The sequence below is a fragment of the Vibrio sp. ER1A genome (assembly GCF_000733315.1).
Lineage (GTDB): Bacteria > Pseudomonadota > Gammaproteobacteria > Enterobacterales > Vibrionaceae > Vibrio > Vibrio mediterranei.
Map to the genome: position 1 here is coordinate 332,927 of NZ_JPJA01000085.1, position 21,015 is coordinate 353,941.

Sequence of the window (21,015 nt, forward strand, 5' to 3'; positions counted from 1 at the left end):
CTTTATATTCAGCGCGTTAGGTATTCATTTACTAAAAATCGTCGTTATTTGTACTATCCTTTAATCAGCAGTGATATTAAACAAGGACAGTAGATATGACACCAAAAGTGCTCCTTATTGAAGACTCTTCTTCACTCGCAGTACTTTACAAACAGTTTTTGCAGAACGAGCCCTACGAATTATTGCATGTAGCTACCGGCGCGGAAGCAAAGCGTCTGTTAGAGCGAACCTTGCCTTCATTGATAATCCTAGATCTGCAATTGCCCGATATGCAGGGGGACGAGATCCTTGAATGGATGGAAGAAAAAAACCTACAGATTCCGGTTATTGTCGCTACCGCACACGGCAGTGTAGATACGGCCGTGAAGCTTATTCAAAAAGGCGCGAAAGACTTCCTTGAAAAGCCAATTCGAGCAGACCGCTTAAAAACCTCCGTCAACATTCATCTAAAGCAAGTTCAATTGGAAACTATGCTCGATGATATTCAACAGCAGATGGAACGTGAACGATTTCATGATTTCATTGGTGCCAGTATTCCCATGCAAGGCGTTTACAAAATAATCGACGCTGTAGCGGATACTAACGCCAGTGTGTTTATTATTGGTGAAAGCGGCACAGGTAAAGAGGTCTGCGCCAACGCCATTCACAACGAAAGCGAACGTCGAGAGCAGCCTTTTATCGCCATAAACTGTGGTGCTATTCCTAAAGATTTAATGGAAAGCGAAGTTTTTGGACACGTCAAGGGGGCATTTACAGGGGCGACAACGGATCGTAAAGGTGCGGCGTCACTTGCTCACGGCGGTACTTTGTTCTTGGACGAATTGTGCGAAATGGATTTAGAAATGCAGAAGAAACTTCTGCGCTTTTTGCAAACTGGCACGTTTACACCACTAGGTGCGACCAAAGAGCAAAAAGTAGATGTTCGCATTATTTGCGCGACGAACCGTGACCCATTAGCTGAAGTAAAAGAAGGTCGCTTCCGTGAAGATCTTTATTATCGCGTGCATGTAGTTCCTGTTCATATGCCGCCACTGCGTGAGCGAGAGCATGACATCGTCACTCTGGCAGAACACTTCTTGAAAGGCTACGCGAAGCAAGATAAGCGCCGTTTTGAATCCATTTCCAAAGAAGCACAGCGTTACCTCAGACGATATGATTGGCCCGGGAACGTTCGACAGTTGCAAAACGTAATACGTAACATTGTGGTTCTTAACGATGACAAATCTTTGGGCGTTAATCATCTACCCGCCGAAATGGTCCAAACAAGACCAGCAACAGTTGTTCGTCCTAGCACCCCGCAAAGTCTGCTCTCCGTGGTACAACATCCAACGCCGGAAAACACCGTTGACCACAATATGGTAGAGACAGTCCAAATGGCCTCCGTACAACCTCAGCCTGACCGCGATACTGAGCCTAGAACACCTAACATTCGTCCTATGTGGCAGGTTGAGCGAGAAACCATACAGCAGGCTATCGATTTTTGTGATGGCAATGTGCTCAATGCGGCCGTGCTTCTAGAATTAAGCCCATCCACTGTCTACCGAAAAAAACAAGCTTGGGAGGCAGAAGACAGTGCCTCGTAGCAAGCGGGTTTGGCTACTGTTAGACAGTAGTACTTTTGGCGGTATAGAAACGCACGTCCTTGAGCTAGCAAAAGGCTTGATTGCCTTTAAGCAAAACGTAAAAGTTGTATTTTTAACGTCGCATAAACCTACGCCGCCACTCATTGCGCAGCTTCAAACCGCTAATATTGATACCACTATATTGGATGTCGACTATCCGCAGCACTCTATTTGGCTGAGGCTAAACAAAGCCATTGACAAAGCGGCTTCGCAAAACCAAAAACCCACTGTTATTCATGCACATGGCTATAAAGCGAACATACTACTTCGCTTATCTCGCCTTTGCGGCGCGACATCTGCAATTAACATAGTATCGACTTTTCATGCTGGTGAAACACCGATCGGAAAAGTTCGCTGGTACGACGCTGTAGATCGCGTCAGTGCCATAGTCAGCCATAAGCGGATTTGTGTAAGTCGCGCGATCCAAGGGAAAGTTCCTTATTCTAGTGTACTGGTCAATAACTTTGTCCCACAAACTAAGTTTCTTGAATCCACAAATCAAAACGTAGCATTCGTAGGGCGATTAAGTCCAGAAAAAGGCCCAGACACCTTTCTAGATATCGCTAATCGGTTTCCTCGCAATGCCTTCCATGTTTATGGCTCTGGTGATATGGAGCGAGAGTTAAAACAATACAGCTCACCCAACGTCACTTTCCATGGCCACCAAAAGGAGATGGCCCCCGTATGGCCTAACATCGATGTATTACTTATCACCTCGAAATATGAAGGGCTGCCCATGGCGGCGTTAGAGGCGATGTCTCGTGGCATTCCACTTATTAGCTTTAAACTGGGCGAACTGCCTAGCATGATAGACTCGGGTATCAATGGATGGATCGTAGGCAGTAACCAGGAGATGTATGACGTACTAAAGCACTGGTTTTCACTCTCCCCCGCCGAAAAAGCCCAAGTAAAGCTGAATGCGCAAAAGACGATAGAACAGAACTACTCCACCAAAGTCATCATTCCGCAAGTACTGTCTATTTATGGTTTTGCCGATACTGTAACCCAGTAACGCTTATCATTGAGCTGTCATTGTGATTCCTATATTGAGAATCTCATTATCAAGTCCAACCACACTAGCGAATTTTATTCTTAACCATCTGTAATATATAGAGTTACCAACGTGGCACCTTACTTGCTCTAGTCATATCTATTATGCAAATTCAAGGGCTATCCCTCGTGATAGCTACTCATCCTTATCAGGCCTTAGATATGACCAAACAATGCCAAAAACATATTGTAGTCTTCGACTCTTATTCCACGAAAAACAGCGATACTTTAGCGTTGCACTCTTTGCTGCGTCAGCTCGGTAGCGAAGGTGTACAGATAAGCGTCTTAACGGCAAAAGCCGATCATTGGACACAACTGAAAGACTATGAAGTCCCGTTACAGATATACTCACTCCCTTTCCCAATTGACTCTAAAAAGCGATTATCAATTACTGATTGGCTCAAAAGCTTCTGCCACCTTTGTTACTGTCTCTACTTGTTAACAACACTCCCAAAAGTGCATATGATGCTATCGTTTTCTCAGCCTCAAATGGCCCTCCCAGTCTACTGGTTGAGAGTGTGTTTGGGCTACGCGCTCGTTCACTTGGTTTATTCAAAACTCTATGACTCTGCCACAAACCTATGGTGTCTAACAAAAGCCACGAGAGTTTTTTACCTATCTGGTACTGAAGACTTAAACAAACATCTATTACAACGAAGCAACACATTGAAAGAAGAAAACTGGCAAAGCTTCCAATGTGGTATCACAATCTCCGATTGGCCAACAGTAAGAAAAACCGCAGACTCGAGAATATTCTGGGCGGGAGACCTTAACCAAGATCATATCGAGCACCTGTTAACTGCGGTATCACAAGTTCCTCGGCCTATTGACGGAGACATCTGTTACATCTCTCAATCTTTATTGAAATCGACTGATAAAAGCACTTCTATCCCTCGCCCGATTAAGGGACTGCATTGGTATCAGGACTGCCAAAATATTGATGAAATAAGACAGCAATGTAGTATTTTTGTCTCAACTGCAACTGATGAGTCGGCTAACCTTTTAATTTTAGAAGCGATGGCAGCGGGCATGTGCCCTATTATTCCAAGGGACAGTGGATATTGGGGACGAGTGTTGTCAGATGGTTACAGCTGCATGAAGTATAATGGCAATGAACCCTGTTCTCTCGCAAAAGCTCTCCACCATTGTTACAAAGACCCCTTCTCAAGGGATGCGATTGCCGTCGAAGCGATGAAGGTAGCTCAGTGTTACGATGCTGAGACTAGTTATCGCCCAATCACTACTTACGTACTCGCTACATGTAACTCCATTCTTGAGTTGGAGCTAAGTCATGACTAGCGTCGATTCGTACAGTTCCAATTGGAATAGACGAGATATCGTTATAAGAAAGGTATGGCAATGAGTAGCGCCTTTCCTTCTTCTGAACACTCTAAACATGCACTACTCAGTGTTACATTGTGCGCTCTGGTAGGCCTTATATGGGGATTGATACCCCATCCTATCGTTGGTCTAGCTATCGGACTAATACCAATCGCTATATTGGTTGTTTTGAGTCAGACCTTTTGGTTGGTAACACTATTTATCGTATTTTCTTTTTTCCGAATTCATGAAGTTTTTCCCGCACTCTATCCATTGAAAATCCCGTTGATGCTCTCAGCAGCTGCTCTGTCCGCGTTACTCTGGCATACTTTAATTAGTGGGAAAATACAGCTTTATTGGCATCCGGTTTACCGATGGCTGTTTATCTTTTGGGGGATTGTCATTGTAGGAGCTGTATTTGCAGCGAATAGAAGCGTTGCCATCGCGATGTTTAGTGGTACTTACGTCAAAATAATGATCATGACATTAGCCGTGTCATGGCTGATTACCTCTCCTAAGGAGCTATCACGTTTTTCATTTCTGATTGTTATCTCAGGGCTTGTTGTAGGTTGTGTTGCCCTTTATAACTCCGCAAATGGTATTGGTTTGGTCGAAGGCTCAAGGGTCACTATTGGTCGAAGTTTCGGCTCAATGCTTGGCGATCCAAATGATCTTGCCTTAGTGCTGCTATTTCCCCTTGCGTTCACTGTCGCCACTATGACGACGAAAGGAATCGGGTGGTCATTTCGAGTCCTATCGCTCCTTACTTCTGCAGTTCTGTTTTTTGCTATTGTCGCAACTAAAAGCCGAGGAGGGTTGTTAGGGTCACTAGCGGTGCTTGGTTTCTACGCGTGGCGTATTATTCCATCAAAAACTCTATTCGTTTTTTTAGGTGTGATCGGCGCTCTTGCGCTCTACTCATTAGCGGATATCTCTGGTCGAGCCTCTGGAGGGGCTGCGGAAGAAGGCATTGATGAATCTGCCATGGGCAGGATCTATGCGTGGGAAGCTGCCTATAAAATGGCACTAGATAATCCTGTCTTGGGTGTTGGACTGGATAACTTTTACTATAACTATTTTTTCTACAGCCCTCATTGGGATGGATTAAACCATGCTGTTCACAGTACTTGGTTTGGTGTGTTAGCCGAGACTGGCTTTATTGGGCTTATTGTGTTCTTACTTTTCATTTATCAGCTTTTGAAATGTGCTAGGCAAACACTCACTTTCATAGATGGTAGAGCGGATATCCCACCCTATCTGCGTTCAATGTCATTGGCGGTATACAGTGGCCTTATAGGCACCTTCGTATCAGGTACTTTTCTCACTCAAGGCTTCGTATGGCCAATTTATATTCTCGCATCGCTGACCATCGCAGTGTCACAAATTGCTTCGCAATTTGAGAAGTGCGAAAAGCCAGAACATAAATAGTCGACAACCCTATGATTAATATAACAATAATTATTGGCGCAATTCTTGATACTCCTTCTAGCATACTAGTACCCATGACTCAGACTAATGAGAGGGAATGTCAAAATGAATACTACTTCGTCATTCGATTTCAAAAATTGGCTTCGGTGTCATCCAAATCCCAAAATGAGAAACCTTTTTGTCATTTTGAAACGAGCCCGTTCGACAGGCATTCCCACGCCATCGTTCTATAACAAAGCGCTTTATGCGTTATTAACTATTCTGCGAAATGGAGTCGAATCACTATCTCGACTGTTTGTATACACGCCTGCGTTTAAAGGTCGCGTATCAACATGTGGTCACTCACTCTATCTTTACAGTGGATTGCCACTTGTCACTGGTCCCCTGAAAATTGCTTTAGGCAATGACTGCCGAGTCTCAGGACACACCACCTTTAGCGCTCGTACCACGCCTCACCCTAACCCTGCAATACAACCAGAACTCATCGTCGGTAACAATGTTGATATCGGCTGGCAGGTCACTATCGCCGTTGCCGAAAAAGTAGAAATTCAAGACAACGTGAGAATCGCGGGACGTTGTCAATTGTTTGGTTATTCAGGACATCCGCTCAATGCACGCCAAAGAGCAGAAGGCGCACCCGATGAAGATCATCGTATTGGAAGCATTGTCCTAGAGCAAGACGTTTGGCTAGCGACAGGAGTAACCGTGCAAACGGGGGTGACAATTGGACAGGGAACTATCGTCGCAGCAGGTAGCGTCGTGACTCACGATTTACCCGCCAACGTTATCGCAGCTGGATGTCCTGCGAAAGTCGTCAAGCATATTGATCAGACGCTGTAGCGTTAAGTGATCGTACTGAATAACAAGGATTGTGTTATGAGAGATTTGATTGTATTTGGAGAAGACTATGGTGCTCTGCCTTCTAGTACTCAGCATCTCGTCAAGCGCCTTGCCAGCCAACGGAAAGTACTATGGGTAAATTCCATTGGTTTACGTCAACCCAAGTTCACTAAACATGATGCAGCCCGTGCGTTAAATAAGCTACTTCGACGTGACAAGTCCAAACAGCTGAAACTCGAGTCCGAGCCAGTGCCGGAGACTATCACTATTGTAAACCTAATGACGATTCCAGCACCTCGATCAAAGTGGTCTAGAAAGCTAGCAGCAACCTTGATGAAGTCACAATTGGTTCCCATTATCCAAAAACTAAAACTAAAAAATCCCATTATTTGGAGTTCATTACCCACTGCTGCTGACGTCTGCCAACGTTTAGGTAATCTACCTATTGTTTACTACTGCGGTGACGATTTTGGAGCACTCGCAGGTGTTGATCATGACACGGTATTGCAGCATGAACGTCATCTGGTTCAAGAGGCTGATATGGTCATTACGGCAAGCGAAAAGCTTCTGAGAAAATTTCCAGAAAGGAAAACTCGCTTGCTCACTCATGGTGTGGATTGTCAGCGCTTCTCCCAGCCTACCAAGCGTGCCAATGACTTACCAAACAGAGGACGTCCAATTGCTGGCTTCTATGGCAGTCTTTCTAATTGGCTCGATTATGAGCTCCTTAATCAGGTGATAAGTGCCATGCCGCATTGGGATTTCGTATTTATTGGTCCACTAGAACTAGAACAGTTGCCAATTGTACAGGCCGACAACGTCTTTTATCTGGGACCTAAGCCTCATGCGCAACTGGCAAGTTACAGCCAGCACTGGACCGTCAGTTTGCTGCCATTCGTCTTAAACGCACAAATTAGTGCGTGCAACCCTCTTAAGCTGAAAGAGTATTTAGCCGCAAGGAGACTGGTTATTACTACTGAATTCCCAGCACTTGAGCCATACCGTGAACACGTCATCGTGATTCAAAATGCTGATGAAATGATTAAAGCGCTTGAGTCAGCGGCAAAGCAATCGACTAAGCTTCCTGAAGGTCTAGTCGACAGCGAGAGCTGGGAACAAAGAACTCAAGTGCTAGAGCGCTATTTGGAGGCCTTATGAGTGAGCTAAAGCTGAGGCTTTTAGCTATTTTAACGGCAGCCTGGAGGCGTCGTTATGCGATTGCAATGCCTATCTTGATCATGCCGTTTATCGCTTACGCTATTGGCGTCTTGACTCCTCTGAAATATAAATCGCACACCAGCATGCTGATTCAAGAAACCGCCAAAATGAATCCGTTTCTTGAAGACATTGCCGTCTCGACCATGCTCAAAGATCGTCTATCAGCGCTCAAAACTCTCCTCAACAGCCGCCACGTGCTACTGTCAGTTGCGAGTGACCTAAACCTTATTAATGACTCAATGACCGCATCTCAAAAAGATCAAATAATCGCTGAGCTTTCTGCCAACCTAACCGTCACTCAATTGGGTAAAGACTTCATAAAAATCGAACACTCCTCATCCTCACCAGAGGGGATGAAGGCGCTGCTAGAATCGGTAAGTGTTCATTTTGTGGAAGAACTTTTGGCACCTGAGCGCTCATCGATCAGAGATTCCAGTGAATTTCTGACTATCCATATTAAGAAACGCAAACAAGAACTAGAAAACGCCGAACAATCGTTAGCCGATTACTACAATCAACACTCTTCAGCGACGCCTGAAATGCAAAATGAGAACCTGAGCCGGCTCGCCTCCCTCAAACAAACTTTGGCAGAAAAACAAGCAGAGCTGTCTGGCGTAGAGCAAAGCTTAGGCTCGCTTGATCAGCAACTCTCTAAAACCAACCCAATAGTCGGCAAACTGGAGGAACAGATCATTGAAACTCGAAGCGCGTTAACCTTACTCAAAGCAAAATACACTGATACACACAGTGCCGTGCAGGCCAAGCTCAGAGAACTTAGTAGGTTAGAGAAAGAGCGCAACCAATTACTTCAGTCTGAGCAACCCGAACTCAACAGTGACCAACTGTGGGATATTGCCAGCGTGACTTCAGTGAGCGATGTAGGTGATATTCAGCCGCTTCTAATTACCCAGCTCCATAGTCTACAGCTTGTTCGAGGTCGGTACGAATCTCTCAAGCAAGAGACTAATAGCTTGCAGTCTATGATTGATGAGCTCACCGTCAACGCTCAAAGTTACGGTAGTAATGCCAAACAATTATTGAAGCTACAACGCGATGTCAGTCTAAAAAGACAACTCTACGATGAACTAGTGGAACGTTATGAAATGGCACAATTGACTGGTTCGTTAGGTGTGTTTGAGCAAAATAAACGAGTCAAAATCATCGATCTCCCTTATACACCTAGTTCACCAACAAATTTCACGCCAACCGTATTTGCGGCTGTTGGTGTTATAGCTGGACTTGCTCTGGGCATAGGTATGGCAATTATTCTTGAGCTCTTTGACACAACTATACGCCGTAGGGATCAACTCACTCAAATATCCGGTGTGCCTTTGATCACTGCTATTCCTAAGATTGCCGCCGAATGATATTCAGAATGAATTTCATATCGGGAAAGCCATATGTTTTGAGCTTAACTATATGTTTTTACTTACTTATAAATTTGGCACAACCTGTGCAATGTTAGATTAACAATGCAACGCCTATGCAAGGAGCAAATTATGGCAAGCTCACCCCTTATCCCAAAACACAACTCTGGTCCCACATACAAGGTCGTACACGTTGTTCAACACCTAGCTCCCGGAGGACTTGAAACCATGGTTCTTGAGCTGCTTAAACAGGCGAAAAAAGATGAGAGAGTATTTATCATCAGTTTGGAAGGGGAACTTGAACAAGCCATCAAACACTGGCCACAACTTATCAAATATCGTTCACACCTGTTCTTTCTTGGCAAAAAGCCAGGTTCCCAAATTACTCTGCTTCGAGTGATGTATCGACTCCTTAAGGTACTCAAGCCCCAAGTTGTCCACACTCATCATATTGGACCTCTTATCTATGGTGGTATTGCCGCCAGACTCAGTCGAGTCCCAGCACGAATCCATACCGAGCATGATATGTGGCACTTAACCGATACAAAACGGCAAAAAGTAGAAAACCTCGCACTCAAATTGGTTAACCCTATCTTAGTCGCTGATGCTCAAAAGGTTCAGCAGCAGCTTTCTCAGCTTTTTCCGTACACCACGCCGAAGGTGATTAAAAATGGAGTGGATTGTAACCGATTCGTACCTGCAAATCAGGCAGGAGCAAGGCGTATACTTGATTTACCCTCCAAGGTTATCCTTATTGGTACTGCTGGTCGCTTAGAACCTGTCAAAGCACAGGCGACTTTGATCAAGGCCGTTGCACGACTTTCCAACGATATCCACCTCGCTATTGCTGGTATTGGTTCCCTTGAGCAAGAGCTCAAAGACCTTGCCAAAGCGTTGAAAGTGGAGGACAGGGTCCACTTCCTTGGATTAGTAAACGATATGCCTTCATTTTACCAATCGCTTGACCTGTTCTGTCTTCCCTCTGTGTGTGAGGGGTTTCCACTTTCGCCACTTGAAGCACAGGCGTGCAACATTCCAGTAGTGGTTACGGATGTTGGTGCAGCAAAGGAAACTCTCTGCCCATTATCTGGTGTGACAACGAAATCAAATCGAGTATTTTCTCTAGTGCAAGCTCTAGAGAACGCGTTGAAGACACGTCACCTATTCTGTCCACGAGACTTTGTTGTCGAGAATAATGATGTACGTTCAATGAGTGAAGCCTACCGAAATCTAGTGTTCAAGGCTTAACAATTGGCTAGTCGAGATTAATTATAGAAAGGACATAGTATGGAAGTTGTAATGATTGGAGTATTCATTCTAAGCGCATTTTTCATAGTGTATCACCATGCTGGATATCCTGTGATTCTCCGTTGGTGGGCTAACCAACATCCAATAGTCGCAAGTGGTGCCATACCAAGAGGCTATCGTAGCGTCCGCAGAGATCGTGCACTACCTAAGGTTACCATTATCATTCCCGCCTATAATGAGGAGCAGTGGATAGCGGATAAAATCAGAAATTGCGCATCGTTAGACTATCCAAAAGATAAGCTAAAAATCTTGATTATTGATGATGGCAGTGAGGACAACACTCTTCACTTTGCGGAGTCAACAATACAAGAGGCCATATGCGCGGATACCCATTTTGAAATTATCAACCAGCAAGATAATATTGGGAAAGTAGCCATCCTTAACCAATACATTCCGATAATCGACAGTGATATCACTTGCATTTCAGATGTTTCAGCCATTATTTCCGTTGATGCCCTCCTAATCGCCAGTGAATTTTTCAAAGACCAGAACATCGGTGTCGTAAACTCAACCTATCAGCTGCTCCATGCTAGCCAAACCGGTGAGTCAGACTACTGGCAATATCAAAACAACATCAAATATCGTGAGTCCACTATGGGGTCTACTATTGGTGCACATGGGGCACTGTATTTCATTCGAACACCGCTATTTGAATTGTTACCGGACAATACAATCAACGATGATTTCATCATTCCGATGAGGATTGTTCGCCAACACTATCAAGCCGCCTACGCACCTAATATGAATGCCATCGAGCAAGAACCTACTGAATCAGTACAAGACTTTCAACGACGATTACGAATCTCAGCCGGAAACATGCAGCAGGTCATCATGTTGTTTGATCTATTTTCACCGCAATATGGAAGAACTGCATTCACCTTTTTTTCCGGCAAAGGACTGCGCCTATTTACACCATACTTAATGATTGCATGCTTGTTTTCTTCACTTTGGTTGGCGCAGACAAACACTATCTTCTTGGTACTGCTTTGTTCGCAGGTAGCCGTTTACGTTATCGCCGCGATAGCCAGCTACTTCCCACAACTTCAAAAGCTGCGACTCATTCGTTTAATTACATATTTAATCGTTGGTCACACTGCTAACTTGATTGGTGGGCTTCGTTACTTATTTGGACTTGAAAATGGAAAATGGCAGCGTCTCGCGCGCTAGGAGGGGGAATTATGACTTACTATGAGAGACGCTCAATACACTTCTCAAAGCGAATTTTCGATATCGTAGGTGCTAGCGTTGGCATGATCATACTGGCAATCACTTTTGTACCTGTGGCGCTAGCGATTAAGTTTACCTCGAGAGGACCCATATTTTATAAGCAGCTCAGAGTCGGGAAATGGACTCCTGAAAGAATGGACCTCATTCATGTACTTAAGTATCGATCCATGTATGTAGATGCCGAATCACATTCAGGTGCTACATGGGCAACAGAAGACGACCCGCGAATCACACCGGTAGGCCGCTTTCTTCGCAAAACTCGACTCGATGAGCTCCCGCAGTTTATTAATGTACTCAAAGGAGACATGTCACTCATAGGGCCGAGACCAGAACGCCCTGACTTCTATAACAAGCTTGAGAATGACATTCCCTTCTTTGTAGAGCGTACTTACGACGTACTACCCGGTATCACAGGACTAGCACAAGTTAATCAAGGTTATGATACATGTATTGAAGATGTGAGAAGTAAGGTTGGTTACGACCACAGTTACGCCTTATCACTGTCGTCATTTAAAACTTGGCTATCCACTGACATTCATATTGTGTTTAAAACTCTAAAGATCATGGTTGATGGACGCGGCAGATAAATCTGAGGCACAAAGAAAAGTCCAGCCTAATGGCTGGACTTTTTCGCGGTAAAGATAAAGGTCAGCCCTAGGAGGATAAAACCGATCCCAGACAATTTCACCCAACTAAATGACTCATTGAGCCAAGGCAAAGTAACTGCTAGCAAGTAGACAATTACATAGCTCAAGCTGAGCAAAGGATACGCGACCCCTAGTGGCAAGTGCTTTAAAGCCATTACCCAGCACGCCATAGACAGTGCATAGCAACCTAGGCCGATGCCAACACCAATTAAAGCTGGCCACACATGCAATAGCAGCTCGGCCAGTTGAGCTTGCTCAAATAGAGCTACAATGCTGTCCCATTGCGATGCAAGCCCTCCCATTCCCCATTTCATAGAGAGCTGAGCAGTAGATATGAGCAGAACGCTCACAAGTGCAATTGGCAAGCCGGCTTTAAGATCTTTCGCTACCATTAACCAGCTCCTCCAAGAATGCCAACGCCGATCATTATGCACATTACACCAAGCCATTGCTTGGGCAGAATGACTTCGCCAAAGGCAAATTTAGAAACCAATAACATGATAACGAAGTTAACGCTTAGTAACGGATAAGCAACTGATACATCCCACTGACTCAGTACACCCAACCAAGTTAGGGCGCTCGTCCCCAAGAAGACAATTCCAAGGATCATAGGAAAGCTCAATAACTTCCCTACTGCGGACAGCTGTGGATTTTCTTCAAAATACATAGCGGCTCGCTTTTGCCAATATTGACTAAGCGAGCTTGCTACAACTGAGAGTGCAAACAGCAGTACTGTCATTACTGGGCATCTTTTTGATTAAAGATCAGCGCATGATAACGGCCACGATCAACGTGATCATCTGGCTTAGGAAAACCTTCTGGCAACGGTGGTAGGTCTCTAAAATGCAGCAACACTGGACCCGTTAACTGTTTTTCTTTGATAAAGTCATCTAGCTGATTCCACTCAATGTAGCGATGCTTCGAGTCATCATATTTCAGACCATAATCCACTTCGCCCATTGCCTTGGTAAGATAAACATCGCTGCGCTTCAAGTACCAGTTTAATGCTGACATCGTATCCGGGTAGTCAGCGATAAGAACCATATCATCGGTGACTTTTGGTGCTAGCTGCTCCATGAAACGCGCTGGCATTTTTGAGTCAATCGTCGTGTTTGGAACAACGGTAGAGAACAGCGCGAAAAGAGCCAAAGGCGATACCATATACGCTGCAAACTTGTGTTCGAACGCTTTGGCTTTCGCTGCATAGAAAGCACAGGTAGCCCAAAATCCTAGTATGAACAACGCTATCCAAGGACGATAAGATTCAGACTCATCCAAAGGTAGCTTGCCCATAAAGAACATCACCATTAATGTAATAGCAACCGTCGCAAAGAATAAGCCATTAATGATCGAACCTATTGTTAGGCCTTTCGCTTTGCTGTTATAAGCTTTGATAATGCCATGGGTCAATAGAATCGCGATAGGAGCCATGCAAGGTAAAATATACGTTGCCAGTTTTCCACTTGCATAGGAAAACAACAAAAATGGCATTACCGCCCAGAGAATAGAGTAGCGAATAAGTGGCTTTGAAAACTCACCCTTCAACTGAACAAGAGCAGACGGGGCCCAAAATACCCAAGGTAAAGTTCCTAAGAATAGGAACGGTACATAATACCAAATCGGCGCAGCATGCTGTGCATCTTCAGCAGAGAAACGATGGATATGCTCTTCCCAGAAGAAGTAATTCCAGTAATCTGGTTCAGCTGCATGTATAGCTAGAGACCATGGCAAACAAGTGATTAACGCAACAAACATTACCCACCAGCCCCATCTTAATATCTCTAGGAACTGCTTTTGCATGATCATGTAAGGCACGACAACGATAACTGGTAAGGCAAGTGCCAAAAAGCCTTTAGTTAATACTGCACAACCACAAAAGAAGCCCGCGAGACCGTAATGCAGCCAACGTTGCTTGGTAGAGGTCGCTTCCGTTGCAAAATAGAAAGCGGCATAACAAGCAGTAAGCCAGAATGCCAACATGCCATCAAGTACACTGTAAGTACCGATTGCTGCCACCATAAACATGCTAAGAAACACACCTGCGGTTAGCCAACCTTGACGGCGATCTGTCATTCTGCCAACGAGAGAAACTAAAAATAGTGCAGAACCAAACATAGCGAGTGCCGAGGCAATTCTCACAGCAAAATTGGTATCACCAAAAATAACTTGTGCAATGGCGTTAAACCAATAACCCATGATCGGCTTTTCGAAATAACGTAGGTCGTTAAAAGTGGGAACTATCCAGTTACCGGAAGCCACCATCTCGCGAGAGATCTCACCGTAACGTAACTCATCTGGTGACCACAGTGGGCGCAGATCAAGCGGTAGTATGTATAACGCAATAAAGAAAAGCGGTATCCAAACCGCCCAGTTAATTCGTGATTGTTGCATTCTTCATCCAATTGAATAAAAGCCCATGACATCATGGGCTTATACTAGTTTCAAATCTACATGCCGTAGCATTTAAGGCATAAAAGCAACTACAGTCCCATGCGTTCAACAAATGACGCCTGGTGTGTTAGCCACCCTTCTCGCCCTTCCATTTCGATGTTTTTTATTGCATCACTTGGAAGTGGCGATTCTGCCCCTTCAAGCAGATCTATCATGGGTACGAATTCTATATTCTGTTGCTTGGCTCTGACAATCAAATCTTCAAACATTTCAGCACAAACAATACCTTCTACTTCCGCGTGGATTGTATAAACATTCAAACCATCGCGTTTGATAAGCTTAAGAATAGCATCATTGTAGTTGCTGTTGTCGACACCATCTTGCCCGACAAGCTCGTCATAGGTAGGCAGGGTCACTGGGATTTGGGGTGCCATTCCTTCGCCTGGAGAGAAAATAGAATCGCCACGGCAATCACTATTGTACTTAAATGGGAAGGCATCTTTCTCAACAAGTGTTTGATCAGTACAGCGCCAACCAGCTACCGCACTACACGGCAGATCTCTACCAGTAATATCCTTCAGCATGTTATAGCCTTTGGAAATCTCACTACGCAACTCTTCAGGTGACATGGTATCGGTTTTCATCTGCCACTTGTGGTGATCCCAAGCATGCAAACCGATTTCATGACCAGCTTTATCAGCCGCCTCAATAATTGGACGAAGTTTTTTACCAATCACAGGGCCTGGCCAGATAGTGCCACGAATTAAAATATCGTAACCGTAGAGACTAGCGGCCTTAGAGCGAAGCATCTTCTTCAGAAATGCAGGACGCAAAAGGCGCCATATATGGCGCCCCATGTTATCAGGTCCAACAGTAAAGAAGAATGAAGCCTTCACTCCGTGCTTCTCGAAAATTTCGAGTAGCTTAGGTACACCAAGCTTGGTGCCTCTAAAAGTGTCTACATCGATACGAAGACCGACTTTAGTGACTTCATTCTGTTCCATTACTTCTCTTCTGCTACTGCACCTTTAAGGAAGAAATCTAGTGTCTCTTCAATTGTATCGTTCATGTGAACTGTTGGTTCCCAATCAAGCAGTTTCTTCGCATTTGCGATGCTTGGTTTACGGTGTTGAACGTCTTGGTAGCCGTCACCGTAGAACGCTTTGCTTTCTACTAGGTTGTAGCCAGCAAATGGAGGGAACTGATCACGTAATGGATGGTTCTCAAACTTTTCAACTAGCGTCTCAGCAAGCTCTTTGATGCTCGCTTCGTTTTCTGGTGCACCGATGTTGATGATTTGACCGTCACACAGACCTTCTTTGTTCTCGATGATGCGGAATAGCGCTTCAATCGCTTCAGAGATGTCAGTGAAACAACGCTTCTGCTCACCACCGTCAATCAGTTTGATTGGCGTACCTTCAACTAGGTTTAGGATAAGCTGAGTGATCGCACGGCTAGAACCAATACGTGCAGAGTTCAAGCTATCTAGACGTGGACCCATCCAGTTGAACGGACGGAATAGAGTAAACTTAAGTCCATCTTTCTTACCATAAGCCCAGATAACACGGTCAAGTAGCTGTTTAGATACTGAGTAGATCCAGCGCTGACGGTTAATAGGGCCAACGATCAGTGGTGAAGTATCTTCGTTGAACTCAGGATCCGTCGACATACCGTAAACTTCAGAAGTCGATGGGAAGATGATGCGTTTGTTGTATTTCACACACGCACGAACAATCTTCAGGTTCTCTTCGAAGTCGAGTTCGAATACGCGAAGTGGGTTACGCGTGTATTCAATCGGTGTTGCAATAGCAACTAGTGGAAGAATGATGTCACACTTCTTAACGTGGTATTCGATCCACTCGTTGTGGATGGTGATATCACCTTCTACGAAATGGAAATCAGGGTGGCTGAGGTGCTCTTCGATTTGGTTCGAGTTCATGTCCATTGCATAAACTTCGTAACCACCGTCGTCTAGAAGACGCTTAGTTAGATGAGTACCGATAAAGCCGTTTGCACCTAGGATAAGTACTTTTTGACGCTTCTTAGCGTTAATTAGAGCACTTGCCTGTGGACCAAAACGCATACCTTCTACAAGATGAAGCTCTGCAGCTAGCTGCTCACCACCTAGATATAGACCGTTTTCTGCTTCGCCAGATTTAACAATCAGTGAACCTTGAGCACAAGCGATCGTTAGTGGTGTAGTAGAAACGATAGTACCAGGAGTTACATCAAATGTTTTGTCGCTTGCTTCCGCGCTCCAAATAGTCAGCTTACGCTCACCAAGGAAAGTGAATGCGCCTGGGAACGGTTCTGTTACCGCGCGAACTAGGTTAAATACGGTAAGAGAATCGTTAGACCATTTAATCTCACCGTCAGCAGGAGTACGACGGCCAAAGTAAGTCGCTTTGCTTTCATCCTGAGCCGCTGTTTTGAATGAACCATCTACGATAGTTGGAAGCACTTTGCTCAGTAGATCGCTAGATGCGGTGTTCATACGCTTATGAAGCGTTTCTGCCGTATCAGCATCAGTGATAGCAATTTTTTCTTGACCAACGATATCGCCAGCATCCGCTTTCTGAACCATTTGGTGCAGCGTTACACCAGTTTCAGTTTCGCCGTTGACTAATGCCCAGTTGATTGGTGCACGACCGCGGTATGTTGGAAGCAAAGAACCATGTAGGTTGAAACCACCTTTAGGAGCGATATCTAGCACTTCTTGGCTGATCATATTGCGATAGTAGAAAGAGAACAGTGCATCTGGCTTCATCGCACGGATTTTCTCAACCCATAGTGGGTGGTTCACGTCTTCAGGTGCGTAAACTGGAATACCGTTCTTTGCTGCAAGTTTCGCTACAGAGTCAAAAAACACGTTCTCGTTGCTGTCATCAACATGAGTAAATACTGCTTCGATTTCTACACCCGCGTCTAGCAAGCTACGAATACCAGTACAACCGATATTGTGGTAGGCAAACACTACTACTTTCATGGAATATTCCTCTAAATACAAATCTTATTCTTTATTTTTTAATTCGTCGCTTTCACGTGCATTTTTAGTGGCTTCACCGACTAAAACATCTTGCACATAAAAACGTGGGCGCGCTCTTACATCAGAGTAAATACGACCAATGTACTCACCAAGTAAGCCTAGACCCACAAACTGTGCACCAACAAATACAAATAGGATAGCAAACAAAGTAAACAGGCCATCACCTGCCCACTCAGAACCAAACATAATGCGCATCAACATAAGGATGACGCCAAACGCGATACCTGCCGCAGCGATACCACCACCAACAATGCTCAACAGGCGTAATGGCGCTGTTGTCATACTGGTAATCAAGTCAAACATTAGGCTAATAAGCTTCATAAAGCTATATTTCGACTCACCATCAGCACGCTCATCATGGTGCACATCGATCTCAGTGGTATGGCGAGAGAAGCCATTCGCTAGCACAGGAATAAACGTGCTGCGCTCGTGACACTCAAGCATTGCGTCAACAACATGTCGACGGTACGCACGAAGCATACAACCGTAATCGTTCATCTCGACGCCAGTCGAACGTTTCACTAGCTTATTGATAAGCTTCGATGGGTAACGACGAAGTGCGCTGTCTTGACGGTTCTTACGAACTGTCCCCACAGAATCAAACCCTTCTTCAGCTTTCGCTACAAGGTTAGGTATTTCTTCTGGTGGATTCTGAAGGTCTGCATCAAGCGTGATGATCAAATCGCCACGTACTTGCTCAAAGCCAGCCATAATAGCGTTATGTTGGCCATAGTTACGATTCAAGATAACGCCAACAACATGGCTCCCTTCTTTCGCTGATGCTTCTTCAATGATTTCCGCGCTGCGATCACGACTTCCATCGTCCACAAGAATGAGCTCGTAATCTTTACCTAGGCTATCACTCGCCTTGGTCGTACGGTCAATGAGTTCTTGTAGACAGTTTTCTTCGTTGTATACCGGAATAACGATAGAGACAAAGTTGATTGCTTGATTGTGTTTCATGGTTTACCCAATTATTTCTGAAACGGCGCTAACTACACGCTCGACATCATCCTGAGTCATATCAGGAAACAGCGGTAGTGAGCAGATTTGATTACTGTTACGTTCTGTATTCTGTAAATCAGGGTTAATCGCCCCGAACAATTCCGCGTAGTTTTCGCGGTAATATTTTTGAGTATGACAGGCTTTAAAGTGAATACCTGCTCCGATACCTTTTTCTTTTAGTGCGGCAATTAGGTCGTCGCGCGTAAGGCCTGCAACAGCAGGATCCACTCTAACGATCATTAGGTGCCAACAGTGTTTGTGCTCATGAGAAGCCAAACCTAGTGGCGTCACACCTTTGATAGACGCCAACTGACTGCGATAAGACAGCGCTAACTGCGTACGTTTTTCGGTGATTTCCGCAATTCGATCCATTTGTCCAAGCGCTAACACTGCACAGATATCAGGCATATTGTATTTGAAGCCAGGCTCCACGACTTCTGCTTGAGGCGCTCGTCCTTGAGTTTCACGATCAAAAGCATCAACGCCCAGACCATGGAATTTTAAACGACGCACTTTGTCAGCTAATTCAGCATCATGCGTGGTAAGTACACCACCTTCTGCCGTCGTCACGTTTTTGATTGCGTGAGTAGAGAATAGGCATGTACCACGATTGCCCACTGGCTTGCCTTTGTACTCGGTACCTAAAGCATGAGCCGCATCCTCAATCACAGGGATATTGTGCTTCTCACCTAACTGGTAAATAGGGTCAAGGTCAAGCGATGCCCCAGCATAATGCACCGGGATGATAAGCTTCGTCTTGCTAGTGATCAGTGATTCAATTTTCTCAGCATCCGTCATCAAGGTGTCAGCATCAACATCTACGAATACTGGTTTTGCTCCAACAAGCGTAATCATATTGACGGTAGAAACCCAAGTAAGTGATGGAGTGATAACTTCATCTCCAGGACCGATACCTAAAGCCAACAATACTAGATGCATACCTGCAGTCGCGCTACTAAGAGCAACGGCATGTGGAGCACCAGTGTGTTCAGACACTTTATTTTCTAACTCTGCGTTTTTGGGACCCGTGGTGATCCACCCGGAACGAAGGACATCGACCACGGCTTGGATGTCTTGCTCATCTACAGCAGGTCTACATAAAGGGAGAAAAGGCTGGCTCATTTTTTAAACTCACAGTTAAATCGTGTACTCTGACACGAAGAAGGACACCAAAGTTTACTAGGGCGTTCAAAGAATTAAAAGGGTCGATGCGTTTTAGCAATACAAAACATTGACCTTTAGAACATATTTACCGCAAATATAGTTCATACCTATGTGTGTATCGGCAAATTAACAATAATATTTACTAAAGCGCCACTTATAGATAAATATTATTGGCCTAGCAGTGAAAATCCTACGATTTGTCTAATCAGCATAGCACTCAGGGCACTAAGTCAGTTTTGTGTAAATTTAACCAACTCTTGTTTCACACTTTCTAAGCTAAGCTAAGAAAACGCGCTATTCTGCCACATTTAATGGCTCGCCAATGTAATCATTTGTATGTGCTCTGTTTGTGTCTATCATTGTGAGAAGGTAGAATCAGCGTCCACTTTTTTGAGTCAGGTATGATCGTGAACCTCAATAACAGTCCTGTGACACAACATCAGTTTCAAGGACACGATTTTCATTTGAAGCGAGATGACTTGCTACATAGTCATTTCAACGGCAATAAGGCGAGGAAATTTGCTGAATTGCTAGAGACAGATTTAGCGAACGTTACTCAACTCATCGGTTGGGGCTCCGCCCAAGCAAACTCCTTAACCTCTTTGGCTGCGCTGGCTAAAATAAAAGGTATAAAGCTCAAGTACTTTGTTGACCACAAACCAGATTGGCTAGACCAAAACCCTAATGGTAACTATAGGGCAGCTAAAGAGCTTGGCGCTGAGATAGTCTCCCTCAAGGAGCTACTTGGTCCAAACGCACCGCATCCGCATGCCTATATCCAAGCCTACTTCGCTAATTCTACTGACAGCTATATCGTACCAGAGGGGGGACGCTTTCAATCAGCCCGCCAAGGCATCGTACAGTTAGCAGAGGAAATTCTAAGTTGGTCGAGGTTTGAAAAAAACAAGCAGATTAAAGTGGCACTACCTTCAGGAACTGGTACGACAGCCCTGTACTTGGCACAAGTTCTCACCCCCCAAGGTATTGAAGTTCTTACTTGCCCTTGTGTGGGCGGTAAAGATTACTTAATACAACAGTTTGACGAGCTTGGTAACTTTTCTTATTACCCGACCATTCTTGAGCTCGAAAGCAAGCATCACTTTGGCAAGCTGTATTTAGAAGACTATGAGATCTGGCGGTTACTGCAAGCTGAAACCCATATAGAGTTTGACCTACTTTACGACCCAATGATGTGGCGTTGCCTGCTACCTTGGTTAAGTGATAACCCAGATGTTTCTCTATTGTACATTCACCAAGGTGGCATACTGGGTAATGAGACCATGCTACCTCGCTATCGCAGAAAATACGACGCACCAAAAAATGAGTGGTAGCTCAGCCTCAATGCGGTGCAACATTAAACAAAAAGTAACTATTCACCCGCG

The 21,015-nt window shown here is 44.7% G+C and carries 18 protein-coding genes; 11 read left to right on the plus strand and 7 right to left on the minus strand.

Features of this window, described 5'->3' with window-relative positions; all coding sequences use genetic code 11:
* Positions 1-95 precede the first annotated feature (95 nt).
* The 10 genes from HW45_RS07680 to HW45_RS07725 all read left to right on the plus strand — a co-directional run bounded on the left by HW45_RS07680 (position 96) and on the right by HW45_RS07725 (position 11,967).
* Positions 96-1,583 carry a sigma-54-dependent transcriptional regulator gene (locus tag HW45_RS07680; protein ID WP_038225985.1) on the plus strand — a complete coding sequence of 496 codons (1,488 nt, stop codon included), beginning with the start codon at positions 96-98 and terminating at the stop codon, positions 1,581-1,583.
* The gene (locus tag HW45_RS07685) at positions 1,573-2,634 is read left to right on the plus strand and encodes a glycosyltransferase family 4 protein (protein WP_038225987.1); all 1,062 of its coding nucleotides are present in this window, start codon (positions 1,573-1,575) and stop codon (positions 2,632-2,634) included. The genes HW45_RS07680 and HW45_RS07685 overlap by 11 nt, the downstream gene beginning before the upstream one ends.
* A gap of 200 nt (positions 2,635-2,834) precedes the next feature.
* The gene (locus HW45_RS07690) at positions 2,835-3,971 is read left to right on the plus strand and encodes a glycosyltransferase (protein WP_152559645.1); all 1,137 of its coding nucleotides are present in this window, start codon (positions 2,835-2,837) and stop codon (positions 3,969-3,971) included.
* 60 nt (positions 3,972-4,031) lie between these two features.
* Positions 4,032-5,420: an O-antigen ligase family protein gene (locus HW45_RS07695; RefSeq protein WP_038225989.1), complete on the plus strand. Its 1,389-nt coding sequence runs from the start codon at positions 4,032-4,034 to the stop codon at positions 5,418-5,420.
* A gap of 105 nt (positions 5,421-5,525) precedes the next feature.
* The gene (locus tag HW45_RS07700) at positions 5,526-6,260 is read left to right on the plus strand and encodes an acyltransferase (protein WP_038225991.1); all 735 of its coding nucleotides are present in this window, start codon (positions 5,526-5,528) and stop codon (positions 6,258-6,260) included.
* Between the two features lie 36 nt (positions 6,261-6,296).
* Positions 6,297-7,418, plus strand: coding sequence for a glycosyltransferase family 1 protein (locus tag HW45_RS07705; RefSeq protein WP_038225992.1), 1,122 nt, complete (start codon positions 6,297-6,299; stop codon positions 7,416-7,418).
* The gene (locus HW45_RS07710; protein WP_038225993.1) at positions 7,415-8,845 is read left to right on the plus strand and encodes a GumC family protein; all 1,431 of its coding nucleotides are present in this window, start codon (positions 7,415-7,417) and stop codon (positions 8,843-8,845) included. The genes HW45_RS07705 and HW45_RS07710 overlap by 4 nt, the downstream gene beginning before the upstream one ends.
* A 132-nt stretch (positions 8,846-8,977) precedes the next feature.
* Positions 8,978-10,093: a glycosyltransferase gene (locus HW45_RS07715; protein WP_051867866.1), complete on the plus strand. Its 1,116-nt coding sequence runs from the start codon at positions 8,978-8,980 to the stop codon at positions 10,091-10,093.
* A 39-nt stretch (positions 10,094-10,132) separates the two neighbouring features.
* Positions 10,133-11,320 (plus strand): glycosyltransferase family 2 protein, encoded by a 1,188-nt coding sequence (locus HW45_RS07720; RefSeq protein ID WP_038225995.1) that lies wholly within the window; start codon positions 10,133-10,135, stop codon positions 11,318-11,320.
* 11 nt (positions 11,321-11,331) lie between these two features.
* On the plus strand, positions 11,332-11,967 hold the full coding sequence (locus HW45_RS07725) for a sugar transferase (RefSeq protein WP_038225997.1): 636 nt from the start codon (positions 11,332-11,334) through the stop codon (positions 11,965-11,967).
* Positions 11,968-11,993: 26 nt separating this feature from the next.
* Here the strand turns inward: HW45_RS07725 and arnF are convergent, their stop codons facing one another.
* The 7 genes from arnF to arnB form a co-directional block, all read right to left on the minus strand.
* The gene (gene arnF, locus HW45_RS07730; RefSeq protein WP_051867868.1) at positions 11,994-12,419 is read right to left on the minus strand and encodes a 4-amino-4-deoxy-L-arabinose-phosphoundecaprenol flippase subunit ArnF; all 426 of its coding nucleotides are present in this window, start codon (positions 12,417-12,419) and stop codon (positions 11,994-11,996) included.
* On the minus strand, positions 12,419-12,766 hold the full coding sequence (locus tag HW45_RS07735) for an EamA family transporter (RefSeq protein WP_038225999.1): 348 nt from the start codon (positions 12,764-12,766) through the stop codon (positions 12,419-12,421). Before HW45_RS07735 ends, arnF begins: the two co-directional genes overlap by 1 nt.
* Positions 12,766-14,418: a lipid IV(A) 4-amino-4-deoxy-L-arabinosyltransferase gene (gene arnT / locus HW45_RS07740; RefSeq protein WP_038226002.1), complete on the minus strand. Its 1,653-nt coding sequence runs from the start codon at positions 14,416-14,418 to the stop codon at positions 12,766-12,768. The genes HW45_RS07735 and arnT overlap by 1 nt, the downstream gene beginning before the upstream one ends.
* A gap of 89 nt (positions 14,419-14,507) precedes the next feature.
* A complete protein-coding gene (arnD, locus tag HW45_RS07745; protein ID WP_038226005.1) occupies positions 14,508-15,422 on the minus strand; it encodes a 4-deoxy-4-formamido-L-arabinose-phosphoundecaprenol deformylase in 915 nt (304 codons plus the stop codon).
* Complete coding sequence (arnA, locus tag HW45_RS07750) at positions 15,422-17,404, minus strand: bifunctional UDP-4-amino-4-deoxy-L-arabinose formyltransferase/UDP-glucuronic acid oxidase ArnA (RefSeq protein WP_038226007.1); 1,983 nt, start codon at positions 17,402-17,404, stop codon at positions 15,422-15,424. Before arnA ends, arnD begins: the two co-directional genes overlap by 1 nt.
* A gap of 24 nt (positions 17,405-17,428) precedes the next feature.
* Complete coding sequence (gene arnC, locus HW45_RS07755; RefSeq protein ID WP_006074390.1) at positions 17,429-18,427, minus strand: undecaprenyl-phosphate 4-deoxy-4-formamido-L-arabinose transferase; 999 nt, start codon at positions 18,425-18,427, stop codon at positions 17,429-17,431.
* A gap of 3 nt (positions 18,428-18,430) precedes the next feature.
* Complete coding sequence (arnB, locus tag HW45_RS07760) at positions 18,431-19,591, minus strand: UDP-4-amino-4-deoxy-L-arabinose aminotransferase (protein WP_006074389.1); 1,161 nt, start codon at positions 19,589-19,591, stop codon at positions 18,431-18,433.
* Positions 19,592-20,040: 449 nt separating this feature from the next.
* Here arnB and HW45_RS07765 point away from each other — a divergent pair, with 449 nt between their 5' ends.
* Entirely contained in the window at positions 20,041-20,964 is a 924-nt protein-coding gene (locus HW45_RS07765; RefSeq protein ID WP_038226076.1) for a pyridoxal-phosphate dependent enzyme, read from the plus strand.
* Positions 20,965-21,015: the final 51 nt, after the last annotated feature.

Bases quoted from the DNA above. Each gene is read 5' to 3' on its own strand.
- HW45_RS07690 (WP_152559645.1), top strand. From the start codon at position 2,835: ATGACCAAACAATGCCAAAAACATATTGTAGTCTTCGACTCTTATTCC.
- HW45_RS07735 (WP_038225999.1), bottom strand. From the start codon at position 12,766: ATGACAGTACTGCTGTTTGCACTCTCAGTTGTAGCAAGCTCGCTTAGT.
- HW45_RS07680 (WP_038225985.1), top strand. From the start codon at position 96: ATGACACCAAAAGTGCTCCTTATTGAAGACTCTTCTTCACTCGCAGTA.
- HW45_RS07700 (WP_038225991.1), top strand. From the start codon at position 5,526: ATGAATACTACTTCGTCATTCGATTTCAAAAATTGGCTTCGGTGTCAT.
- arnT (WP_038226002.1), bottom strand. From the start codon at position 14,418: ATGCAACAATCACGAATTAACTGGGCGGTTTGGATACCGCTTTTCTTT.
- HW45_RS07715 (WP_051867866.1), top strand. From the start codon at position 8,978: ATGGCAAGCTCACCCCTTATCCCAAAACACAACTCTGGTCCCACATAC.
- arnF (WP_051867868.1), bottom strand. From the start codon at position 12,419: ATGGTAGCGAAAGATCTTAAAGCCGGCTTGCCAATTGCACTTGTGAGC.
- arnB (WP_006074389.1), bottom strand. From the start codon at position 19,591: ATGAGCCAGCCTTTTCTCCCTTTATGTAGACCTGCTGTAGATGAGCAA.
- arnD (WP_038226005.1), bottom strand. From the start codon at position 15,422: ATGGAACAGAATGAAGTCACTAAAGTCGGTCTTCGTATCGATGTAGAC.
- arnA (WP_038226007.1), bottom strand. From the start codon at position 17,404: ATGAAAGTAGTAGTGTTTGCCTACCACAATATCGGTTGTACTGGTATT.
- HW45_RS07695 (WP_038225989.1), top strand. From the start codon at position 4,032: ATGAGTAGCGCCTTTCCTTCTTCTGAACACTCTAAACATGCACTACTC.
- HW45_RS07725 (WP_038225997.1), top strand. From the start codon at position 11,332: ATGACTTACTATGAGAGACGCTCAATACACTTCTCAAAGCGAATTTTC.
- HW45_RS07720 (WP_038225995.1), top strand. From the start codon at position 10,133: ATGGAAGTTGTAATGATTGGAGTATTCATTCTAAGCGCATTTTTCATA.
- HW45_RS07710 (WP_038225993.1), top strand. From the start codon at position 7,415: ATGAGTGAGCTAAAGCTGAGGCTTTTAGCTATTTTAACGGCAGCCTGG.
- arnC (WP_006074390.1), bottom strand. From the start codon at position 18,427: ATGAAACACAATCAAGCAATCAACTTTGTCTCTATCGTTATTCCGGTA.
- HW45_RS07705 (WP_038225992.1), top strand. From the start codon at position 6,297: ATGAGAGATTTGATTGTATTTGGAGAAGACTATGGTGCTCTGCCTTCT.